The sequence below is a fragment of the Mesorhizobium kamtschaticum genome (genome assembly GCF_056174585.1).
This window is the reverse complement of sequence record NZ_CM149691.1, coordinates 3,333,917-3,354,185: the sequence shown is the minus strand read 5'-3', so window position 1 is coordinate 3,354,185 and position 20,269 is coordinate 3,333,917. Positions and strand designations below refer to the sequence as shown.

The 20,269-nt window shown below is 62.5% G+C and carries 21 protein-coding genes; 8 read left to right on the top strand and 13 right to left on the bottom strand.

The window, feature by feature from the left end; all coding sequences use genetic code 11:
* Positions 1-97 precede the first annotated feature (97 nt).
* The 6 genes from AC0V7N_RS16400 (at position 98) to AC0V7N_RS16375 (ending at position 5,002) form a co-directional block, all read left to right on the top strand.
* Entirely contained in the window at positions 98-598 is a 501-nt protein-coding gene (locus AC0V7N_RS16400) for an Lrp/AsnC family transcriptional regulator (protein WP_258582368.1), read from the top strand.
* Positions 595-1,755 carry a saccharopine dehydrogenase family protein gene (locus AC0V7N_RS16395; RefSeq protein ID WP_475459266.1) on the top strand — a complete coding sequence of 387 codons (1,161 nt, stop codon included), beginning with the start codon at positions 595-597 and terminating at the stop codon, positions 1,753-1,755. The genes AC0V7N_RS16400 and AC0V7N_RS16395 overlap by 4 nt, the downstream gene beginning before the upstream one ends.
* A 99-nt stretch (positions 1,756-1,854) precedes the next feature.
* A complete protein-coding gene (locus AC0V7N_RS16390; protein ID WP_475459264.1) occupies positions 1,855-2,643 on the top strand; it encodes an ABC transporter substrate-binding protein in 789 nt (262 codons plus the stop codon).
* A 201-nt stretch (positions 2,644-2,844) separates the two neighbouring features.
* Positions 2,845-3,516, top strand: a complete 672-nt coding sequence (locus AC0V7N_RS16385) for an amino acid ABC transporter permease (protein ID WP_475459262.1) — start codon at positions 2,845-2,847, stop codon at positions 3,514-3,516.
* Positions 3,513-4,187, top strand: a complete 675-nt coding sequence (locus tag AC0V7N_RS16380) for an ABC transporter permease subunit (protein ID WP_496627963.1) — start codon at positions 3,513-3,515, stop codon at positions 4,185-4,187. The genes AC0V7N_RS16385 and AC0V7N_RS16380 overlap by 4 nt, the downstream gene beginning before the upstream one ends.
* A gap of 86 nt (positions 4,188-4,273) precedes the next feature.
* Positions 4,274-5,002 carry an amino acid ABC transporter ATP-binding protein gene (locus AC0V7N_RS16375; protein ID WP_475459258.1) on the top strand — a complete coding sequence of 243 codons (729 nt, stop codon included), beginning with the start codon at positions 4,274-4,276 and terminating at the stop codon, positions 5,000-5,002.
* Positions 5,003-5,436: 434 nt separating this feature from the next.
* Here AC0V7N_RS16375 and AC0V7N_RS16370 read toward each other — a convergent pair whose 3' ends face one another.
* The 11 genes from AC0V7N_RS16370 to AC0V7N_RS16320 all read right to left on the bottom strand — a co-directional run bounded on the left by AC0V7N_RS16370 (position 5,437) and on the right by AC0V7N_RS16320 (position 18,294).
* Entirely contained in the window at positions 5,437-5,682 is a 246-nt protein-coding gene (locus AC0V7N_RS16370; protein WP_172226183.1) for a type II toxin-antitoxin system ParD family antitoxin, read from the bottom strand.
* A 69-nt stretch (positions 5,683-5,751) separates the two neighbouring features.
* The gene (locus AC0V7N_RS16365) at positions 5,752-8,151 is read right to left on the bottom strand and encodes a tetratricopeptide repeat protein (protein ID WP_496627962.1); all 2,400 of its coding nucleotides are present in this window, start codon (positions 8,149-8,151) and stop codon (positions 5,752-5,754) included.
* A gap of 128 nt (positions 8,152-8,279) precedes the next feature.
* Complete coding sequence (locus tag AC0V7N_RS16360) at positions 8,280-8,669, bottom strand: DUF6314 family protein (RefSeq protein WP_496627961.1); 390 nt, start codon at positions 8,667-8,669, stop codon at positions 8,280-8,282.
* A 79-nt stretch (positions 8,670-8,748) separates the two neighbouring features.
* The gene (locus AC0V7N_RS16355) at positions 8,749-10,404 is read right to left on the bottom strand and encodes a tetratricopeptide repeat protein (protein ID WP_475459252.1); all 1,656 of its coding nucleotides are present in this window, start codon (positions 10,402-10,404) and stop codon (positions 8,749-8,751) included.
* Positions 10,401-12,383 (bottom strand): tetratricopeptide repeat protein, encoded by a 1,983-nt coding sequence (locus tag AC0V7N_RS16350; protein WP_496627960.1) that lies wholly within the window; start codon positions 12,381-12,383, stop codon positions 10,401-10,403. The genes AC0V7N_RS16355 and AC0V7N_RS16350 overlap by 4 nt, the downstream gene beginning before the upstream one ends.
* 100 nt (positions 12,384-12,483) lie before the next feature.
* Positions 12,484-13,263, bottom strand: coding sequence for an ABC transporter ATP-binding protein (locus tag AC0V7N_RS16345; RefSeq protein WP_475459247.1), 780 nt, complete (start codon positions 13,261-13,263; stop codon positions 12,484-12,486).
* A 10-nt stretch (positions 13,264-13,273) separates the two neighbouring features.
* Complete coding sequence (locus tag AC0V7N_RS16340) at positions 13,274-14,308, bottom strand: FecCD family ABC transporter permease (RefSeq protein WP_475459245.1); 1,035 nt, start codon at positions 14,306-14,308, stop codon at positions 13,274-13,276.
* Positions 14,309-14,619: 311 nt separating this feature from the next.
* The gene (locus tag AC0V7N_RS16335; RefSeq protein WP_475459242.1) at positions 14,620-15,669 is read right to left on the bottom strand and encodes an ABC transporter substrate-binding protein; all 1,050 of its coding nucleotides are present in this window, start codon (positions 15,667-15,669) and stop codon (positions 14,620-14,622) included.
* 218 nt (positions 15,670-15,887) lie between these two features.
* A complete protein-coding gene (locus tag AC0V7N_RS16330; RefSeq protein ID WP_475459240.1) occupies positions 15,888-16,652 on the bottom strand; it encodes a substrate-binding domain-containing protein in 765 nt (254 codons plus the stop codon).
* Between the two features lie 194 nt (positions 16,653-16,846).
* Positions 16,847-17,962, bottom strand: coding sequence for an alkene reductase (locus tag AC0V7N_RS16325; protein ID WP_475459238.1), 1,116 nt, complete (start codon positions 17,960-17,962; stop codon positions 16,847-16,849).
* Positions 17,963-18,003: 41 nt separating this feature from the next.
* Positions 18,004-18,294, bottom strand: a complete 291-nt coding sequence (locus AC0V7N_RS16320; protein WP_013894257.1) for an ArsR/SmtB family transcription factor — start codon at positions 18,292-18,294, stop codon at positions 18,004-18,006.
* A 269-nt stretch (positions 18,295-18,563) separates the two neighbouring features.
* Here AC0V7N_RS16320 and AC0V7N_RS16315 point away from each other — a divergent pair, with 269 nt between their 5' ends.
* Together AC0V7N_RS16315 and AC0V7N_RS16310 are read left to right on the top strand one after the other, a co-directional pair.
* Entirely contained in the window at positions 18,564-18,761 is a 198-nt protein-coding gene (locus AC0V7N_RS16315; protein WP_475459235.1) for a type II toxin-antitoxin system Phd/YefM family antitoxin, read from the top strand.
* Positions 18,758-19,012 (top strand): Txe/YoeB family addiction module toxin, encoded by a 255-nt coding sequence (locus tag AC0V7N_RS16310; RefSeq protein WP_475459233.1) that lies wholly within the window; start codon positions 18,758-18,760, stop codon positions 19,010-19,012. Before AC0V7N_RS16315 ends, AC0V7N_RS16310 begins: the two co-directional genes overlap by 4 nt.
* Before the next feature lie 111 nt (positions 19,013-19,123).
* Here the strand turns inward: AC0V7N_RS16310 and AC0V7N_RS16305 are convergent, their stop codons facing one another.
* The gene (locus tag AC0V7N_RS16305) at positions 19,124-19,822 is read right to left on the bottom strand and encodes an RES family NAD+ phosphorylase (RefSeq protein WP_475459231.1); all 699 of its coding nucleotides are present in this window, start codon (positions 19,820-19,822) and stop codon (positions 19,124-19,126) included.
* Positions 19,816-20,226, bottom strand: coding sequence for an antitoxin Xre/MbcA/ParS toxin-binding domain-containing protein (locus AC0V7N_RS16300; protein ID WP_475459228.1), 411 nt, complete (start codon positions 20,224-20,226; stop codon positions 19,816-19,818). Before AC0V7N_RS16300 ends, AC0V7N_RS16305 begins: the two co-directional genes overlap by 7 nt.
* Between the last annotated feature and the right edge of the window lie 43 nt (positions 20,227-20,269).

Below are 20,269 nucleotides of genomic sequence, written 5' to 3'. Positions count from 1 at the left end.
AAACAACGCCTTGCTTTCTAGAAAGCCATGACATAGCTTGTTTTCATATAGGCAAAAAGATTGCCGATATTTTTTCTCTTTATGAAAGACAAGGCTTTTGCGGGAACATCTCGATCTGACCGATCGGCGGCTGGTCAAACAGCTGTCGCAGGACGCCCAGCCGGGCATCAACCGGCTCGCCGAGACATTGGCGATTTCGGTGCCGACGGTGCGCTCGCGGCTGCGCAATCTGCTCGATCGCAACCTGCTCAAGATCGTCGGGCTGCTGAACCTGACCGAGCGGCCCGAACTGATCTCGGCCATTGTCGGCATCAATGCCCAGGGGCGCGGCCGGGCCCGCGAACTGGCGCAGCGCATTTCCGAACTGCCTTTCGTCAACTCGGCTTCGGTGGTCACCGGGCGCTTCGACATCATCGTCGACGTGACCGTGGCCGGTGACGTCGCCGATCTCTACCGCGTCACCAGCGAGCTGATCCCGGGCGCAGGTGAGCCGGGCGAAGTCGTGCGCAGCGAAACCTTCGTCGTCATGGCGTCGTGCAACAAATGGGTCAGCCTTCCCGAGGGCTGCTGGTCTGACGACCGCAAGGAGCCGGCATGAAGATTGCGGTTCTCGGCGGGCTCGGCCTGCAAGGCCGGGCCGCCATCGCCGATCTCGTCGCCAGCGGTGTCGAGGAGGTCATCTGCGTCGATACCGCACCGGATGGTGCGGCCCGATTGGCTGATCTGACCGACCTTGCCCGGGTGCGCTTCGTCGTGCCTGAAGGCGCGATCGGTCCGGCTCTGGCCAGCGTGCTGGCCGATGCCGACGCCGTCATCGATCTGTTGCCGCAGCCGCTGATGCGCGAGGCGGTTCAAGCCGCGATCGCAACCCGCACGCCGCTGGTCACCACCAATTACGGCAAGGCCATCGCCGACCTGGCGCCGGAAGCCGAACAGGCTGGCGTTTCGATCATGACCGAATGCGGGCTCGACCCCGGCATCGACCTCGTGCTCTACGCCCGCGCCGCGAAGCAGTTCGATACCATCACCGCGATCGATTCCTATTGCGGCGGCATTCCCGAACCGAAGGCAATGGCGAAGCCGCTTTGCTACAAGGTGAGCTGGAACTTCGACATGGTCCTGGTCAGCCAGAACCGCGACAGCGTGATGATCGAGGACGGCAAGCGCGTCGCCGTGCCGGCCGCCCGCCAGCACGACAGTCATTTCATCCATGAGATCGAGGTCGCCGGCCTTGGCCGGCTGGAAGCCTTCCCCAATGGTGATGCGCTGCACTATGTCGAGATGCTTCCCGCGGCGAAAGGGCTGCAGCGCTCCGGCCGCTACACGCTGCGCTGGCCCGGATGGTCGGCGTTCTGGGCGCCGCTGAAGGAGCTTGGTTTCCTGTCCGAGGACAAGCTGCCCGGCACCTCCAACAGCCCGCGCGAATTCCTCGGTCGGCTGCTCGGCCCGCAACTGCAATATGGCCCCGGCGAGAAGGACCTGTGCGTGATGCGCAATGTCTTTTCCGGCCTCGAAGGCGGCCGCGCCAAGACGGTGACATCGGATCTGATCATCGAGCGCGACCTTGCCTCGGGCCTGTTCGGCATGAGCCTCGGTGTCGGCTATCCCGCCAGCATCGTGGCGCAGATGCTGGCACGACGCGAGATCACCACACCGGGCCTTTTGAACCCGCTGCTGCATGTGCCCGACGGCCCCTTTTTCGATGCGCTAGCCAAACGCGGCATCAAGGTCACGGAAACGGTGGCCTGGGACTGAGAATTTTCGAACGGTGGCTGCCGCCGGCAAACGGCGCCGCCGCTCAAAAAAGAGCCCAAGGGAATCCGCGGGCAAACAACAACAGGGAGGAATACCAAAATGAAGATTGCCAGACTTTTCATCGCCGGACTTGCCCTTGCCGGGCTCGCCACGGCAGCCAGCGCCGGAACGCTCGACGAGATCACCAAGCGCGGCGAACTGCGCGTCGCGGTACAGACGCAGGGACCGCCCTTCTCGCTGGTCGGCGCCAATGGCGAACGCACCGGCAGTTCGGTTGAACTCGCCGAACTGATGGCCAAGGAAATGGGTGTGAAAATCAAATTCCTCGACTTCGACTGGGACGGCCTGATCCCGGCGCTCTTGTCGGGCAAGGCCGATCTTCTGGTCGCCGACATGACGCCGACGCTGGCACGCGGCATGAAGGTCGCCTTCACCACGCCTTACATGTATACGGGCAGCACCGTCTTCACCAAGGCCGACAGCAAGTTCAAGACCACCGAGGACTGCAAGGCCAAGGGCACCAAGATCGCCGTGCTGCTCGGCGCCACCGGCGAGAAGGAAGCCAAGGTTGCCTTCCCCGATGCCGACATCAAGAGCTACAAGGGCGGCGGCCCGCTGCTGCTCGACGCCGTCAACAACGGCCAGGCCGATTGCGGCGTCAACGACGTCTCGGCGGTCAAGGGCCAGTCGACAGCCTATCCCACCGGCAGCTTCACCATCATGCCGGACCTCCTGTCGAAGGAGCCGCTTGCCTTCGCCACCCGCTATGACGAGCCGGACCTGCTGGTCTGGATGAACCTGTTCCTCAACCAGGTCTCGATCGACGGCCGCCTGCAGAAGAACCTCGACTACTGGGTCAATTCCGACGCCTGGAAGAAAGACCACTGAGGAGACGCAGGTAGTGAGTAGGAAGTAGTGAGTAGGAAGTAGGGAATTGCGAATGGTGAATGGCCATTCCGACACGCTTCCCTACTGCCTACTGCCTACTGCCTACTGCCTACTGCCTACTGCCTACTCACTACTCACTACTCACTACTCACTACTCACTACTTGCCACTCACCGCTCTCACAATTCACCGCCGCGCACCCATGCTCGAAAATTTCAGTTTCCGCACCATCGTCGAATATCTGCCGCTGTTCGGGCAGGGCCTGGTCACGACCGTCTGGCTGTCGGCGCTGTCCTTTGTCGGCGCGCTCGTCGTCGGCATCGTACTGTGCGCCATGAATTTGCAGCGCGGCTGGCTGTTTCGCGCCCCGGCCAAGGCCTATATCGACGCCGTGCGCGCCACACCCTTGCTGGCGCAGCTCTATTTCCTCTATTTCGGCCTGCCCCGGCTCGGCTTCGTCCTGCCCGAGCTGGTCGTCGGCATCCTGGCTTTGTCGCTGAACAGCGGCGCCTACATCGCCGAGATCATCCGCGCCGGCATCCTGTCGATCCCGCGCGGCCAGGTCGAGGCCAGCGTCGCCTCCGGCATGACCTATGTCCAGCGCATGCGCCTGGTCGTGCTGCCGCAAGCCTTCAAGGTGACGATCCCGCCGCTGCTCGGCCAGGCGATCGTGCTGGTCAAGGATTCCGCTCTGCTGTCGCTGATCTCGGTCGCCGAGCTGACACGCGCCGGCCAGTTGCTCGCCTCCGACCGCTTCATGCCGGCGGAAGGCTTTCTCACCATCGCCGCCTTCTATCTGCTGCTCTACTACTGCTTGAAGGGACTGGCGGGGCTTTCCGGGCGCTGGCTTGGCACAGCGGGGGCGCGGACATGATCTGGCAACAGTTCCTCAGCCTCGCCGGCTCCTATCCCCTCGCCCTGCGCGGCCTCGGCATGACGGTGGTGCTGTCGCTGATCAGCCTGGTGCTGGGCACCTTGCTCGGCTTCGGCCTCGGCATCTTGCGCACCGGCGGCAACCGGCTGATCTCGAGCGTCATCGGCGCCTGGGTCGACCTGATCCGCGGCACGCCGTTCCTGGTGCAGATCTTCCTGATCTTCTTCATCCTGCCGGAATTCGGCATCGAGCTCGACGCCTTCACCGCCGGCATCATCGCGCTCACCAACCTCGCCGCTTGCTTCATCTGCGAGATCGTCGCCGCCGGCATCCGCTCGGTACCCACAGGCCAGGTCGAGGCAGCGCTGGCGTCAGGCCTGTCGCGCTGGCAGCGCATGCGCCAGGTGGTGCTGCCGCAGGCGATGCGCATCGTGCTGTCGCCGCTGGTCGGGCAATATGTGCTGCTGATCAAGGATTCCTCGGTCGTCTCGGCGATCGGCCTGACTGACCTCACCCGCGTCGGCTGGCTGGTGGTGCAACGTGTGCCCAACGGCCTGCTGGTCTTCTTCCTGGTCGGCGTCGGCTATTTCATCGTCTGCTATCCCTTGATCATGCTCGCCCGCCGGCTCGAACGCCGCATGGGTGCGGCCCATGGCGAGGTGCAGCTGTGACATCGAACCCTAGAGGTGCGGCCAACATGACAAAGCCAACCCAGACCAAAACCGCCCCAGCCAAAACTGGCCCAGCCAAAACAGGCATGATCGACTTTCGCGGCGTCAACAAATGGTTCGGCGCGCTCAACGTGTTGAAAGACATTACGCTCAGCGTCGAACCGCGCGAAGTGGTCGTCGTCTGCGGCCCGAGCGGCTCCGGCAAGAGCACGCTGATCCGCTGCATCAACGGCCTAGAGACGATCAAGGACGGCGATCTCATCGTCGACGGCCAGCGCCTCGGTGACCCCGCCACCAACATGACGCAGCTGCGCACCGAGATCGGCTTCGTCTTCCAGTCCTTCAACCTCTACCCGCACAAGACCGCGCTCGAAAACGTCACGCTGGCCCCCATCCATGTCCGCAAGATCCCGCGCGGCGAGGCCGAAAAGGCCGGCCGCGAACTGCTGGCCAAGGTCGGGCTCGCCGACAAGGTCAATGCCTATCCCGCGCAGCTCTCCGGCGGCCAGCAGCAGCGCGTGGCGATCGCGCGCTGCCTCGGCATGCGGCCGAAAATCATGCTGTTCGATGAGCCGACCTCCGCCCTCGACCCCGAGATGATTTCCGAAGTGCTAGACGTCATGGTGGCCGTCGCCGAGGAAGGCATGACCATGATGGTGGTGACGCATGAGATGGGCTTTGCCCGCAAGGTCGCCCAGCGCGTGGTGTTCATGGACGCCGGCGCCATCGTCGAAAGCGGCACGCCCGACGAGTTCTTCTCGCACCCCAGGACCGACCGCAGCCGGGCGTTTCTGAGCAAGATTCTCAGGCATTGAGGGCGTGCGGCTTCAAGGCTAATGCCACCTTGGGCAAGCGGGTCGGCTGGCGCACCGAAGAAGCGAGGTGGTTCCTCGACGCAGAAACTTTGACCGTTCGTTTGCAAATCGTGCGACTCCGAGATTGGCCGAATCCTTTCTCACGTCGTCATCCTGGGCGTAGCAAGGAGCGAAGCGACGCAGCGCAGACCCCAGGATCCATGCCGGGACTCGGATGCACTGCAACGATCCAGAATTCTGCTCCGCTGCACCCTATGACCAAGGTCACGGAATGGATCCCAGGGTCTCCGCGACGCCGCTACGCGGCTGCTCCGCCCAGGGATGACGACGTTGGGGAGGCTTCCGCTTGTTCAAGCGACCAGTATTTGAACGCATAGAGCCAGATATCTTCCAGATCAGCTTCCGCAAGGGGTGAGAGCCGATATTGGCGGCTCTTACCTGGCATGCTTGGCCTTCATCCTGCTTAGGAATGAAGCGCTGTCGAAGGCGACAGGCGTGCCGGATTCTTCGCCGGCAATGAGGGCGTTCTGCAAGGCGGCGACTTTGGCTTCGTGTTCTTCGAGCAACCGCAGACCGGCACGCACGACATCACTTGCCGAACCATAACGGCCCGTCTGAACCTGCGTATCGATGAAACCGGCAAAATGGTCGCCAAGGGAAACAGAGGTATTTCGGGGCACGGGATCATCCATTGATCAATGACGCCAGCATATACCAAAAATTGGTATACGTCATCTCCAATGCCTTGATTATAGCGATACGCCCAGTTCGCGCAGTGCGGCCTTGGCCGCTTGGTATTCGTCGAAGTCTTTGGGGCAACCGCTGATGGCGGCCCGGTAAAGCTGCAACGCTTCATCGTTTTGGCCCTGCAACCGGCTGAGTTCGGCGGTATAGAAATTGGCCTCGCAGACCTGCCCGGTTTTCGTGGTCGCATCCGGATCGTCGGCGGCCTTGAGTGTATCGGCCGGTGTCTGCTCGCCAAGCAACATCCGAACCACCGGTGCCGGCCATTTCGTCATATCGACCTTGCCGATCCAGCCCTGCAAGTGGCTCCCCATGCCACTGCGCCGGTTGGCCAAATCCAGCCAGATCGCGGAATAGGCAAAGTCGGGCTTGAGCGTGGCCGCCTGTTCGAAATCGGCCCGCGCCTTGGCCAGCGCGCCGGAATAGAACGAGACAATCCCCCGGTCAAAATAGGCGTCGGCGTTTTTCGGATCGAGGGAAATCCCTTTGTCGAAGTCGGCTAGTGCTCGCGCATTGTCGCCCTTGTTAGCCCATGCCATCCCTCGACCGGCGTATGCTGCGGCAAATTTGGCGTTTTCTGGATCGAGGCTGATTGCTTCGTTGTAGTCTGCGATCGCTCGATCATTGTCGCCTTTCCGGTCCCATGCGAGGCCTCGGTTGTAATAAGAGAGGGCATGTTTCGGGTCCAGGCTAAGCGCCTGATTGTAGTCTGATATGCCGCGGTCGTAGTCGCCCTTGGCAACAAACAGCAGGCCTCGATTGTTGTAGGCATCGGTTATTTTCGGATCGAGGCTGATCGCCTGGCTGTAGTCTGCCATCGCGCGATCGTTGTCGCCCTTTTTTCCCAACGCGATGCCTCGGTAGTAATAGGAGACGGCATGTTTCGGGTCGAGGCTGAGCGCCTGGCTGTAGTCGGCGATGCCGCGCTCATAGTTACCCTTGGCAACCCACAGCAGGCCTCGAATATTGTAGGCATCGGCTTTTTTCGGATCGAGGCCGATCGCCTTGTCCAAGTCGGCAATGGCATGGTCGTTGTCGCCCTTCTTTCCCCATGCGACGCCACGGTTGAAATAAAAGATGGCATGTTTCGGGTCCAGGCTGAGCGCCTGGCTGTAGTCTGATATGCCGCGGTCATAGTCACCCTTGGCAACCCACAGCAGGCCTCGGTTGTTGTTGGCATTGGCGCTTTTCGGATCGAGGCTGAGTGCCTGGCTGTAGTCCGCGATCGCGCGGTCATTGTCGCCTTTGTGGGCCCATGCCATGCCTCGGTTGAAATAAGAGAGCGTATTTTTCGGATCGAGGCTGATCGCCTGGTCGAAGTCGGCAATGGCACGGTCATTGTCGCCCTTCCTCACCCATGCGATGCCTCGATTGGAATAAGAGATGGCATGTTTCGGGTCGAGGCTGAGCGCCTGGCTGTAGTCTGATATGGCGCGGTCGTAATCGCCCTTGGCAGCCCACAGCAGACCGCGATTGTTATAAGCATCGATGATCTTGGGATCGAGGTTGATCGCCTGGTCGTAGTCGGTCATCGCGCGGTCATTGTCGCCCTTGCGGGCCCATGCCAAGCCTCGGTTGAAGTAAGAGAATGAAGATTTGGGATCGACACCCACAGCCTTGTCGTAGTCGGCAATGGCGGCGTCATCGTCGCCCTTGCGGGCCCATGTCATGCCTCGGTTGGAATAAAAGGCGGCCTGCTTGGGATCGAGGCTGATCGCCTGGGTATAGTCGGGGATGGCGCGATCGTCATTGCCCCTGGTGGCCCAGATCAGACCTCGATTGTTATAGGCCTCGGCGAATTTCGGGTCGAGGCTGATCGCCTGATCGTAGTCGGCAATGGCATGGTCATAGTCGTTCTTGTTCGCCCATGCGATACCCCGGTTGAAATAGGAAATCGCATGTTTGGGATCGAGGCCGAGCGCCTGGTCGTACTCGGCGATGGCGCGATCATTGTCACCCCTGGCAACCCACACCAGGCCTCGATTGTTGTAGGCATCGACATTCTTGGGATCGAGGCTGACCGCCTGGTCGTAGTCGGCCATGGCGCGATCATTGTCGCCCTTGTGCTGCCATGCCATGCCTCGGTTGTAGAACGCCTTGCCGTTTTTTGGATCGAGCTTGATCGCCTGGTCATAGTCGGCAATGGCATGGCCGTAGTTTCTCTTTGATTCCCAGACATTGCCGCGCATGACGTAGGCGACGCTGCGCCTGCCGGCGGCGGCGTATTCGATGACTTGCGTACAGGCAGCGACTTGCCGGGCTGTGTCGACCTTTTGGCCGATGCAATCGGTATAGTTCGGGTCAGTCTGCAAAAACCGCGCGAATACCATCCCGACAACAACGATCACCAGTGTGATAAGCCAGCTCCATTTGCGGACCAGCGCGATCAACTCGCCCTTGATCATCGAGACCCCTCATTCGATTTCGGCCAGGTGCTTCGACCTGTCGCTGCCGCCTTGAGCTTTTTAGCCAAGGCCGAGCATTGCTTCCAACCACTTCCAGGTGATCTCAGGATTTTCGCGATCCGCAGCTCTTACTGGCGGCAAAACCACCCAAGGCTCGCATAATTCTTGCGCAGGCCCTTGACCCGCCACGCCTCAGCCCATTCGTCCGGCCCGCGAAAGAAGAAGCGCCCGACATAGACATCGGCGCCGCAGAGATGGCGGACAGTCTGCACCGCCTTCGGCTCCAACTCGATGAAGTCGCGGCCATCGGCATGCAGGATGCGCATCGAACCCTCGGCCGGCTCGAGTCGGTAGCGCCGGCTTGCCGGCATTTCGCGGGAGCCGATCCGCATGATGCCATGCTCGCTAAAGGCATCAGCCGTGACCACGGCATCGCCGGCGAAGCGGTAGGTCGCGCCGGTCAGGAAATCGATCATGGTGCGGCGGACTTTCCACTCGCCGACAAGACTGTCTGTCATTGCCTTCAATCTTCGCTGTCCTCGACGGGCGCAGGAGCGCAACCAGCACACCTTGGGCCGGTCAGCCCCCACAAGCGGATCAAGGCAGCATGCCCAGCGACCGCAGGCCGGCAACAGCGCCACGATATTCGACATACCCCTTGGGGCAGGTCTTGGCGGCGAGGCGGTAAAGCCGCACTGCTTCATCGTTGCGGACCTGCAGCCGGTCGAGCTCGGCGGTGTAGAAGTTGGCTTCACACACTTGCCCACTTGTTTGCGCCGGGTCTCCGGTGCCGGCATCGGCAAGTGCCTCGGCGAATGTCTTTTGTCCTAGCAACATCTTGACCACCGGCGCCGGCCATTTCGACATGTCGAGCTTGGCAACTGCTTCCCGCAAAGGACTGGGGCGGCCATCGCGCCGGTCGATGATGTCGAGCCAGATCGCAAAATAGGCATTGTCGGGCGCAAGCGCGGCGGCCTTGGCAAAATCGGGCTGCGCCTTGGCCAACATACCGGAATAGAAGCTCACGAAACCCCTGCCCGCATAAGCGTTGGGAAAGTTCGGGTCGAGAGCGATCGCCTGGTTGTAATCAGCCACGGCTGGAGCGAAATCGCCTCTTGCCGCCCAGGCAATCGCCCGGTTGCTGTAGATTCTTGCCTGTTTCGGATCGAGACCGATCGCGCGGTTCAGGTCGGCAAGCGCACGCTCATATTCGCCCAACTCGTTTAGGACGAAACCCCGATCGTTCAGCGCCATCGCGTTTGTCGGTTCGAGCGTGATGACCTCGCTGTAGTCGGCGGTGGCGCGGTCCCTGTCGCCCTTTTTAAGCCATTCGGTGCCCCGGTCGTAGTAGGCCGCCGCCATCTTGGGATCGAGACTGATCGCCTGGTCGAAATCGGCGATCGCGCGATCGCCTTCGCCCTTGCGCGACCACGCCAGACCTCTGTTGTAGCGAATGCTGGGATCTGTCGGAGCGAGCTCGATTACCTGGCTGTAGTCGGCGATGGCCCTGATATCATCACCCTTGCGCCACCAGATCAGGCCCCGACGATAGTAAGCATGCGCGTTTTTCGGATCGAGGCTGACCACCTTATCGTAGTCGGCCATCGCACGATCATTGTCACCCTTGCGGTCCCAGACATCGCCCCGCTTGTTATATGGACTGGCGTCTTTCGGATTGAGGTCTATCGCCTGGCTGTAGTCGGCGATCGCCTTGTCGTCATTGCCCTTGTGCGACCAGATCAGGCCACGGTTGTGAAAGGCCCTGGCATCCCTGGGATTGAGCTTGATCGTCATGTCGTAGTCGGCGAGCGCCCGGTCGTCATTGCCCCTGTAGGACCAGACGACACCACGGTTGTAGTAGAGTTCGGCGTTGTCCGGATCAAGGAAGATCGCCTGGTCGAAGCTTGTTGTCGCACTGTCGTAGTCACCCTTGTGCACATAGGTGAGGCCACGATTTTGATAGGCGGTGACAAGATCCGGATGCAGGACAATCACCTGATCGTAGTCGGCGATCGCCCTGTCGTAATCGCCCTGCGCGGCAAGCGCATTGCCACGGTAGATATAGGCCGAGGCGCGGTTGTCCTCGGCTTCCGCTTTGTCCTTGATGATAGCGGTGCAAGCAGCAATCTTTCGGGCGGCCTCCACCCCTTCATTGACACAGTCGGCATGGTCCTTTTCGGCGGCCGTCGCCGCCGTGCCGAGCGCGAACACCACTGCCGCGGCGGCCAGACCTGAGCGCCAATGGAGCTTCACGGCGCCTTGCCCATGACGCGCAGCGCGTTGGTTACGGCAGTATACTCAATGAAATCCCGAGGACAGCCGCTCAGGGCCAACCGGTAGAGCCGCAAGGCCTCGTCGTCGTGGTGCTGCAGCCGCTGGAACTCGGCGATGTAGAAATTCGCCTCGCAGACCTGCTCGCTTTTCTTCGTTGCGTCCGGATTGTCGGCGGCCAGCAGCGTGGCCTCCGGCGTCTGCTGGCCGAGCAGCAGACGAACCACCGCCGCCGGCCATTTGGTCATGTCGAGCTTGGCGTCCGCAAGGATGCTGGGCTGCCCGTTGCGGCGCCGCGCAAGCTCGAGCCAGATCGCATGGTAGGAATCCCCGGGCTTGATCGCGGCCGCCTGCTCGAAGTCGGCCTGCGCCTTGGCGGGCAGGCCGAAATAAAAGCTGACAATGCCCCGGTCCCGGTAGGCGTTCGCATTTTTTGGGCTCAGGCGGATCGCTTCATCATAATCGGCCAGGGCGCCGGCATAGTCGGCGTTGTAGACCATCGCCAGGCCGCGCGTGTCGTAGGCACGGGCGCTTTCGGGTCCGATGCGGATCGCCTGATCCAGATCGGCGATGGCCTTGGTATAGTCCGCCTTGTAGATCCAGCTGCGGCCCCGGCCGACATAGGCGCCGGCATCCTCCGGGTCGCGACTGATCGCCTGGTCGAAGTCGGCTATTGCATAGTCGAACTGGGCCCTCCGGTTCCAGGCATTGCCCCGGTTCCGGTAGGCGCTGACAAATCCGGCGTCGGTCAGGATCGCCATATTGTAATCGGCGATGGCAAGGTCGTACTGGTTCCTGTCCATCCGTACGAGCCCCCTGTCATTGTAGGCCTGCGCGTATTTCGGATCGATGGTCACAGCCTGGTCGAAGGTTGATATAGCGCGATCAAGGTCGCCCTTATCCCACCACGCCACACCGAGATTGTCATAAGCCAGCACATAGTTGGGATCGAGGGCGGTCGCCTTGACATAGTCAACGATGGCGCGGTCGGCATCATGTTTCAGCGCCCACATCAAGCCGCGGCTGTTGTAAGCCACCGCGTCGTTCGGAGCGACGGCGATCGCCTGATCGTAATCGGCGATGGCACGGTCGTAGTCCCGTTTACGCTCCCAGACCTTGGCGCGGTTGCGGAAGGTCTCGGTGTCCCTGGGGTCGAGCCTGATCGCCTCGGAATAGTCCGACAGGGCCTGATCAGTGTCGCCCCGCTTGACCCAAGCGTCGGCGCGCCAGCGATACGCATCGACATGCTTCGCGTCGAGTCTGATCGCCTGGCTGTAGTCCGCTATGGCGCGTTCCGGATTGCCCTTGGAGGTCCAGGCCAGCCCGAGGTTGAAATACTGATCGGGATTCTCGGGATCGAGAAACACCGCCTGGCTGTAGCTGGTAATGGCGCTGTCATAGTCGCCCTTGCGCAGATACGCATTGCCAAGGAGATTATGGACATCGCTGGTTTGCGGTTCGAGACTGATCGCCTTTTTGAAATCGGCGATCGCGCGGTCTTCGTCGCGCTTTTGGCCGTGCCAGATCAGGCCCCGGTTGGCATAGGCAAGGGAAAATTGCGGATTGAGCTCTATCGCCCTGCTGTAGTCGGCGAGCGCCCGGTCATAGTCCTTCTTGTGGCTCCAGGTCAGGCCACGATTGTTGAGGGCATCAGCGTCCTTGGGATCGAGTTCGATCGCCTTGTCGTAGTCCGACAGGGCGCGATCATATTCGCCGGCCGCGTCCAACGCGTTGCCGCGATCGAAATAGGCAATTTCCCGATCGCTTGCCGAGATCGCCTTGTCCTCAATCACATTGGTGCAGGCGACGATCCGGTTGGGCGGGGTAAGCTTGTCGTTGGCGCAGACATCCATGCGGCTGTCCGTCGCCATGGCGGGAGCGCCGAGCGCCAGCAGGATGGCGAGACCGGCGACAGGCTGCCGTGCCTTTACAATCGATCGCCGAAATCTGGGAAGCATCATGTCAGCAGCTTTTGAAGCACAATTGCCGGTTGTTGGCCCTCTACCGACTTGATCAGGCAAATTCTTGATCGCCGCAAGTCACCGTTGCAAAGAAATCCGTTCAGCCAGGCCCCACCTTCGCCACGCAAGCGACGTGGCCGCCGGCGCGGATCAGCCGGATCGGCACGCCATAGGCGCGGGACAAGGCTGCTTCGGTGAGGATCTCTTCCGTCGGCCCAAGCACCGGCGGATGCGCCGGCGACATAACCAGCGTGCGGTCGGCCAGCGCATGGGCATGGTCCGGCGCGTGCGTGGTGAAGATGACGGCAAGGCCGCCGGCGGCGAGCCGCCGCATCAGCGCCAGGAAGCGGGCCTGGTTGGCGAAGTCGAGATGCGCGGTCGGCTCATCCAAAATCATCAGCTTCGGCGCCTGCACCAGCACGCGCGCGATCTGCACCAGCTGGCGTTCGCCGCCACTGATCTCGCTGTAGGCGGCATCGATGAGATGGGGAATGCCGAGCGTCGTCAGCGCATTGCGCGTCATCCGCGCCGCCTCGTCGCCTGGCGCGTCGAACAGGCCAAGATGCGGCGCTCGTCCCATCTCGACCACGGTGCGCACCGAGAAGGCGAAGACCGTCTCATAGCTCTGCGGCACCAGCGCCAGCAGCCGCGCGATCGCCGCGCGCGACAGCGACGCGATCGGCTGGCCTTCCAGTTGCACTGAGCCTGTGCTTGGCGCCGACAACCCGGCAAGACAGCGCAGCAGCGTCGACTTGCCGACGCCGTTCGGGCCGAGCACGCAGACCACCTCGCCGGCCGCGATATCGAGGCCGATGCCGGAAAACACCGGCGTAGCGCGGCCGGGATAGGAAAAACCGAGATTGTCGGCAGCCAAAATCATGACGAACCCATCATGCCCAACCCAGCCTGCCGCGCCCGAGCAGCAGCATGAACACCGGCGCGCCGATCAGCGCGGTGAGGATGCCGAGCGGCACTTCGGCCGCCGTCACCGTGCGGGCGATGTCGTCGATGATCAGCAGATAGCAGGCGCCGAGCGACAGTGTCGCCGGCAGCAGGCGGCGGAAATCCGGCCCGACCAGGATGCGGGCGACATGCGGAATGACCAGCCCGACCCAGCCGATAATGCCGCTGATCGACACGGCCGAAGCCGCGATTAGCGTCGACAGCAGGATCATCACCAGTCGCAACCGCGCGACCTCGACGCCCATGATGCGGGCCTGCTCGTCGCCCATCGCCAGCACGTTGAGCCGCCAGCGCAAGGCGAGCAGCCCGGCGACGCAAGGAATGGTGACGACCAGCGCCGGCACGAGGTCTGCCGTCGAGACCGACGACAGCGAGCCGAGCAGCCAGAACTCGATGACCGGCAGTTTGGAATTGGGATCGGCAACATATTTGAGCAGCGACAAAAGTGCCGTGAACAGCGCGCCGACGATGATACCGCCCAGCACCAGCGCAATGGTCGAGTTCAGCCGGAAGAAGCGATTCATGGCAAAGCACATCGCCACCGCCAGCAGCCCAAAGGCGAAGGCGCAGGCCTGCGTCGCATAGCGCTCGCCGAACAAAAGGATCGCCACCGCCGCGCCAAAGCCGGCGCCGGCCGAAACGCCAAGCGTGAACGGCGACACCAGCGGGTTGCGGAACACGCCCTGATAGCAGGCACCGGCAATCGCCAGCCCGCCGCCGACAACCATGGCGGCCAGTACCCGCGGCAGCCGGACATCGAGCACTACCGAGCCGACCACCGGCGGCCAGTCCTGCGCGATCGGCAGGAATTGCGCGGCGATCACCTTGATGACGGTGATGGGTTCGACGGGGTAGCGGCCGAGCAGGAAGGACAGCAGGAACAGGATTATCGGCAGTGCGATGAGCAGGATGGTCGCCAGGCTGCGGATGGGTCTTGGTGATGCGGATTCGCGCGCCGACACGGCTATGGCCTCTCGGGATACACGGCACGAAAACTTTTCGGCACGCCAGCGCTGCCCCTCATTGCCCTGCCGGGCATTTCTCCCCGTATAGTGACGGGAGAAGACGCTCCCGCCGGCGATTTCGCCAATCGCAAATGTTGTTAAAAAGGCGGCGGCGCGGACACAGCTTCTTCTCCCCGTTTACGGGGGTGAGGCGAGGTCCGCGCAGCGGACGAAAAGCCAATTGCTTGGCTTTTCGAACAACGAACGCCCGGCAGGGCAATGAGAGGCAGCGCGACGCTCATGATTGGCCTCAGAGGCAATGCGGCAACTCAATTCGGCCCGCTATACTTCTGCCCATAAAACTGCGTGTAATAAGCATCGGCCTGCTTCTGCATGTCGATATCGGCGAAGCGCTCGGGGTAGAGCTTCTTGGCCATCCACAATTCGCCCAGCGCCAGCGCCTCCGGCAGCGGATAACCCCACGGCTTCACATATTCCGGCGTGATGTAGAGACGCTTGTTCTCGACCGCGTCGACATGCTGCCACGCCGCACCCTTGCTGATCTCGTCGGCGACCGGCGCATAGCGGTCCTGCACGAAGATCACCTGCGGGTTCCAGGCCAGCACATCTTCCATCGACACTTTGGTGGCGCCGCGCACGCCGGAAGCGACATTGACGCCGCCGGAGCGCTTCATGATGACACCGGTGTATTTGCCCGAGCCGTAAGTGTTCATGTCGGGATTGGCCATATAGAGCTTCACCCGCTCGGCATCGGGAATAGAGGCGACGCGCTCCTGCACCTGCTTGCGCTGGGCAAAGGCATAGTCGAGCAGCTTGTCGGCCCGCTCGCGCTTGCCGACGATGTCGCCGATCAATCGCACGCCGATCTTCAGGCCTTCCGCATAGGCAACGTCGTCATCGCCGAAGGTCGGGTTGAGCTTCGGCGCCTCGACGCCCTCGCCTTTCGACAGCGAGATCGCCACCACCGGCAGCCCGGCCTGCGACAGCTGCTCGATCATCGCCGGCGGCGCGTAATTGGTGACGAAGACGACATCCGGCTTCAGCTTCAGCACCTCCTCGACATTGGCGGTCGACAGATCGCCGGGCATCGGCAGGCTGGTGAGCTGCGGCGCGTATTTGTCGAGCCCCGGAATGAGTTTTGGCCAGGTGCGCAACACGCCGACGATTTTGTCGGCGGCGCCGAGCTCGACCAGTATGTCGAGCGTCTGGTGCTGCAGCACGACGATGCGCTCGACCTTGTCTGGAACGGTTACCGTGCGATTGAGCTGGTCGGTGACGGTGCGCGCCATTGCCGGCGCGAGCGCCAGCAGCGAGGAGATCAGGGCAAGGGCCAGCACAGAGCCGCGACGCAGATTCATTGGGGACCTCTCAAGGCGTTCGATGTGTTCGCATGCATATAGCGTGAGGCAGGATGCGGCAAGCTTCGTATCTCCCCCCTCGAGGGGGAGATGGCCGGCAGGCCAGAGGGGGGCGGTTCGACCGGGCTCGACCTTCTTGTTGGCGAAGAAGAAGTCGCGCCCGGTCGAACCGACCCCCTCTGTCGCCTTTGGCGACATCTCCCCCTCGAGGGGGGAGATCAGTAGCCCTGCGGCAGCGCCACCGGCAAAAACCCGAAATCGCGCAAGATCCCCTGCCCGACCGACGACAGAATAAACAGCGCCAGCGCCTGCCCCGCCGGCGAACACCCTTCCAGAGTCGCCAGCCCATATTCCGGCACGACATTCACGGCGTCTGGTATCTCCACGATATCGACGCCCTCGGTCTCCTGCGCCAGACCTTTCAGGCCTGTACGATAACCGAGGAAGACATGGGCGGTGCCGGCGGCAAGTGCTGCCGCGATCGGGTCGTAGCGGCCCGGACTATTTGACGTTTCGGAGCCGCCGACCAGCTTCTGCGCCTTAGCGTCGAGCAGCGCGAAGCTGCCCGGCCGCGCCTGGTCGATGCGCCGGAAGATCGCCCAGGCATAATCGCCGGAGGGATCTTTCAGCGGCGTCGAGGTGGCGATGCCTATCGCTGGATCGAGCAGCCTGTCGACAAGATTCTTGGTGGTGATCGAGGCGTCGCGGCGGACGGCGGCGGCCATGGTGTTGCGGGCAAAGACCACGGCCGGCCGCGCCAGCTTGAGTTCGGCAAGGCGGGCCGGATGGGCAAAGCTCGCCGACAGAAAAATGTCGGGCCGTTCGCCGCCTTCGATGCGCTCGCGCAGCAGGCCAGCCGGGCCGAGACGTGTCTCGGCGGTCACACCTGAAATCGCCTGGAAAGCCGAGACCAGTGACGGCAAGACATGGCGCAGGCTGCCGGCCGCATAGATCATGACCACGGCTTTTTTCGCTGGCGCCATTTTCTTCAACCTCTGCCTTATCTAGGCAGACGTTATATCGATATAAAAATAGCGTTGCCTTGCATCGCGTCTGTACGTTGTCTCGGCCAACTATTCAATCCGGTCGTGGATCGGCGGGATGGCCGACCGGCTCCCCATGGGCAGCCGGCTGCCTTGTGACAAGGCGAACGAGCTGATCGTCCGGGATGGGCGGCTCAGGCCGCCGTCGGATAATCCGTATAGCCCTTGGCGTCGCCGCCATAGAACGTCGCCTTGTCCGGATCGTTCAGTCCGGCATTGCGCTTCAGCCGGCTGACGAGGTCGGGATTGGCGATGAACAGCTTGCCGAACGCGACAAGGTCGGCATAGCCGTCCCCGACAGCCTTTTCGGCCAGTTCCTTGTCGTAGCCATTGTTCACCAGCCAGGCGCCAGTGCCGCCGGCGTGGCGATAGGTGGCTTTGAGTTCTTCGTAGTCGAACGGCTTGTCGCCCTGGCTGAAGTCGCGCGCGCCGCCGGTCGCGCCTTCGACGATATGGATATAGGCGAGGCCGCGGCTGCCAAGACCCGCCACGACATGGTTGAACAGCGGCTGCGGATCGGCATCCGAGGTGTCGTTGGCGGGCGTCACCGGCGACAGCCTGATCCCGGTCCTGCCGGCGCCTACGGCGCCCGTGACCGCGTCGACCACCTCGAACAGGAAGCGCGTCCGGTTCTCGATCGAGCCACCATACTCATCGGTGCGATGGTTGGTGCCCGAGCGCAGGAACTGGTCGATGAGATAGCCATTGGCGCCATGGATCTCGACGCCGTCGAAACCCGCTACCTCGATCGCCGCCTTGGCGGCGCGGCGGAAATCATCGACGATGCCGGGAAGTTCGGAGGCATCGAGCGCACGCGGTTCGGAGGTCTCGGCGAACTCGCCGCTGCCATCCGGCTTGACCAGGAAAGTCTTGGAGTTTGCCCTGATCGCCGACGGCGCCACCGGCTTGCCGCCGCCGGGCTGCAGCGTCGTGTGCGAGATGCGTCCGACATGCCAGAGCTGGACCACGATCTTGCCGCCGCCCTTGTGAACGGCGTCGGTGACACGCTTCCAACCGGCAAGCTGATCCGCGCCATAGAGGCCGGGCACGTTGGCGTAGCCCTGGCCCTGATGGCTGATGGCGGTAGCCTCGGTCACGATCAGACCGGCCGTGGCGCGCTGGCTGTAGTAGGTCACCGAGAGGTCGCCGGGCACCGCATTGGGCGAGCGATTGCGCGTCAGCGGCGCCATGACGATGCGGTTCGCCAGCGCGAGATCACCGGCCCGCAAGGGATCAAAGAGGGTAGCCATGAGAAATGCCTTTCATGCATTGGGGGATTTGGGGAGGATCGTCAGAGATCGGACAAGGCGGCCTGGAAGGCGGCGATGGTTTCTTCGTTGCGCTTGTAGAACACCCATTGGCCGACCCGCCGCGTCGTCACGAGGTCGGCCGACGCCAGTGTCGCCAGATGTGCCGAAACACTGGACTGCGCCAGGCCGCGATGATCGAACTGGCTGGCGCAGACACCCATTTCGAGCGGATGCGCCTGCGCGGCGAAGTGCTGTTCAGGCTCCTTCAGCCACGCCAGGACATCGCGTCGGAACGGATGCGCCAGTGCCTTCAATATGATGTCGTGGTCCATCTTCACCTCGCATCGATCTCAACCGATATATAGATCGGGTGGAGGCGATATGGCAGGAAATCCATGCCATTGTTGAGGGCGATTGGAGAATGCGTTTCCGATCGCACGGATCAATGCGGCAAACAGACTGTCGAAGGGTGCCAATCGCCTTAGGCCATTGATCGATCTCAAAATCCTTGCCATCTTGTACGTAAACGCGTACAAGATGGCCCATGCGAACCACTTCCTACAGTGACTTGCGGCGCAACTTGGCCGCTACGATAGACAGCGTGAACGCTGATCATGAACCGGTGATCATCACGCGTGACCGCGGCAAGCCGGCGGCAGTGCTGATGTCGGTGGAGGATTTCGCCTCCTATGAGGAAACCCGCCATCTCCTGCGCAGCCCGCGTAACGCCGAGCGCTTGCTTGAGGCGACGCAGGGATTAGACCAAGGCCAAGGGACAGAGCACGAGCTTCCCGAGTGAGGCTGATCTTCCATGAGCGCGCATGGGAGGACTATCTGCACTGGCAGGCAACCGACACCAAACTGCTTGCACGCATAAATGGGCTCATCAAGGAATGCACCCGCACGCCGTTCACCGGGACAGGCAAGCCTGAACCATTGCGCGGACCACTTTCGGGATGGTGGTCGCGGCGCATTACGCAGGAGCATCGTCTGGTCTACCGTGTAGGCGAAGACAGCTTTTTCATCGCGCAATGTCGCTATCACTACTGAGAGAAGGCGGACTCGCCTTCCGGAGCGGCGGCTGTGGTCTCCATCCCCGCCGGCGCGTAACAGCGTTTCACGACCGGCGTTTGACCGCGTCTGTGGAAAGCCCACGGGCCATCACGTTACCGCCAGCACCTTGCCCGTATCGTGCTGGCGCACGAAGTCCACGCGCTTGCCGTCCCAGTGGTAGCCGTAGTGCCGGCCCTGCACCGGAACGGGGATGACGTCGGGCCAGAAGATGCCGATGCATTGGCCCTCGGGCATGCGCACGCTGTTCCAGATAAGCCCATCGCTGCCTTGCGCCCGCAGCGCCCGCCCCTCCGCCTGCGAGGCGGTGTAGTCGTCGGGGTCGAGCACGCCGGGCACCGCGTTGACGTCGTCGAGATCGCGGTCGACGCTGCCGATCAGCACGCGAAAGTCAGCCGTCCAGCCCGGATCCTCGCTGGTGGCGCGCATGAAGTTCTGGTGATGGTGGATGGTCTCGGCCAGCGCCACATCCTCGCTGTCGCCGGCATAGTAGAGGCCGTAGCTGCCATCCGAAAAACGGCCGGGCCGCAGCGTCGAACAATGCACGAAAGGCGCCATGACGAAGCTGGCGCCGGGGCCGGAAACCCGCCTTGCCGCCGTGACCTTGCCGAGGTCGCCGATCTCCAGCCGGATGCGCGGGTTGGTCTTCTCCTCGACGGCGGCAAGCGCCTCCCAGTCGCGCGGATCGGCAATGTCCTCGAACAGGTCGATCGGCGGATGGATGGAGCGGATGATGCGAAAAGTCTGGGGCCAGTGGACGCGGCGCCGGACGCCAAGCCCACTCACCATGCACCACGCTCCGCATCGAGCCATTCGCGCATGGCGGCAAGGTCGGAGATTTCGCCGCGCAGCATCAGGTCGAGCGCCGACTGGCCGCCGAAAGTGGCATTCGGCTTGCGGATCCAGGCATAGCCGCGCGCCGGCTCGGTGAAGAGATAGCGCAGGCCTTTGTGGATGCCCATCAGATGCGCCATGCGGGTGCGCAGGTCGCGGTCGATACGGCCGATGCCGCCCTCTTTCCAGCGTGCCCAGGTACGCGCCGACATGCCGCCAAGCAGGATGCAGGCCTCCAGATCGGTGAGGTTCCACGCCTTGAACAGATTGACCGTGGTGCGCGCCAGGGCGCCGGCCTCTTCCTCGGAAATGGCTGACCCGACCGTGGCCGGTGTGGTGATGATGGACTGAAGCTGCATGTTGCTCACCTCTGCTATTGGCAGAGATATAGCATGTATTTGC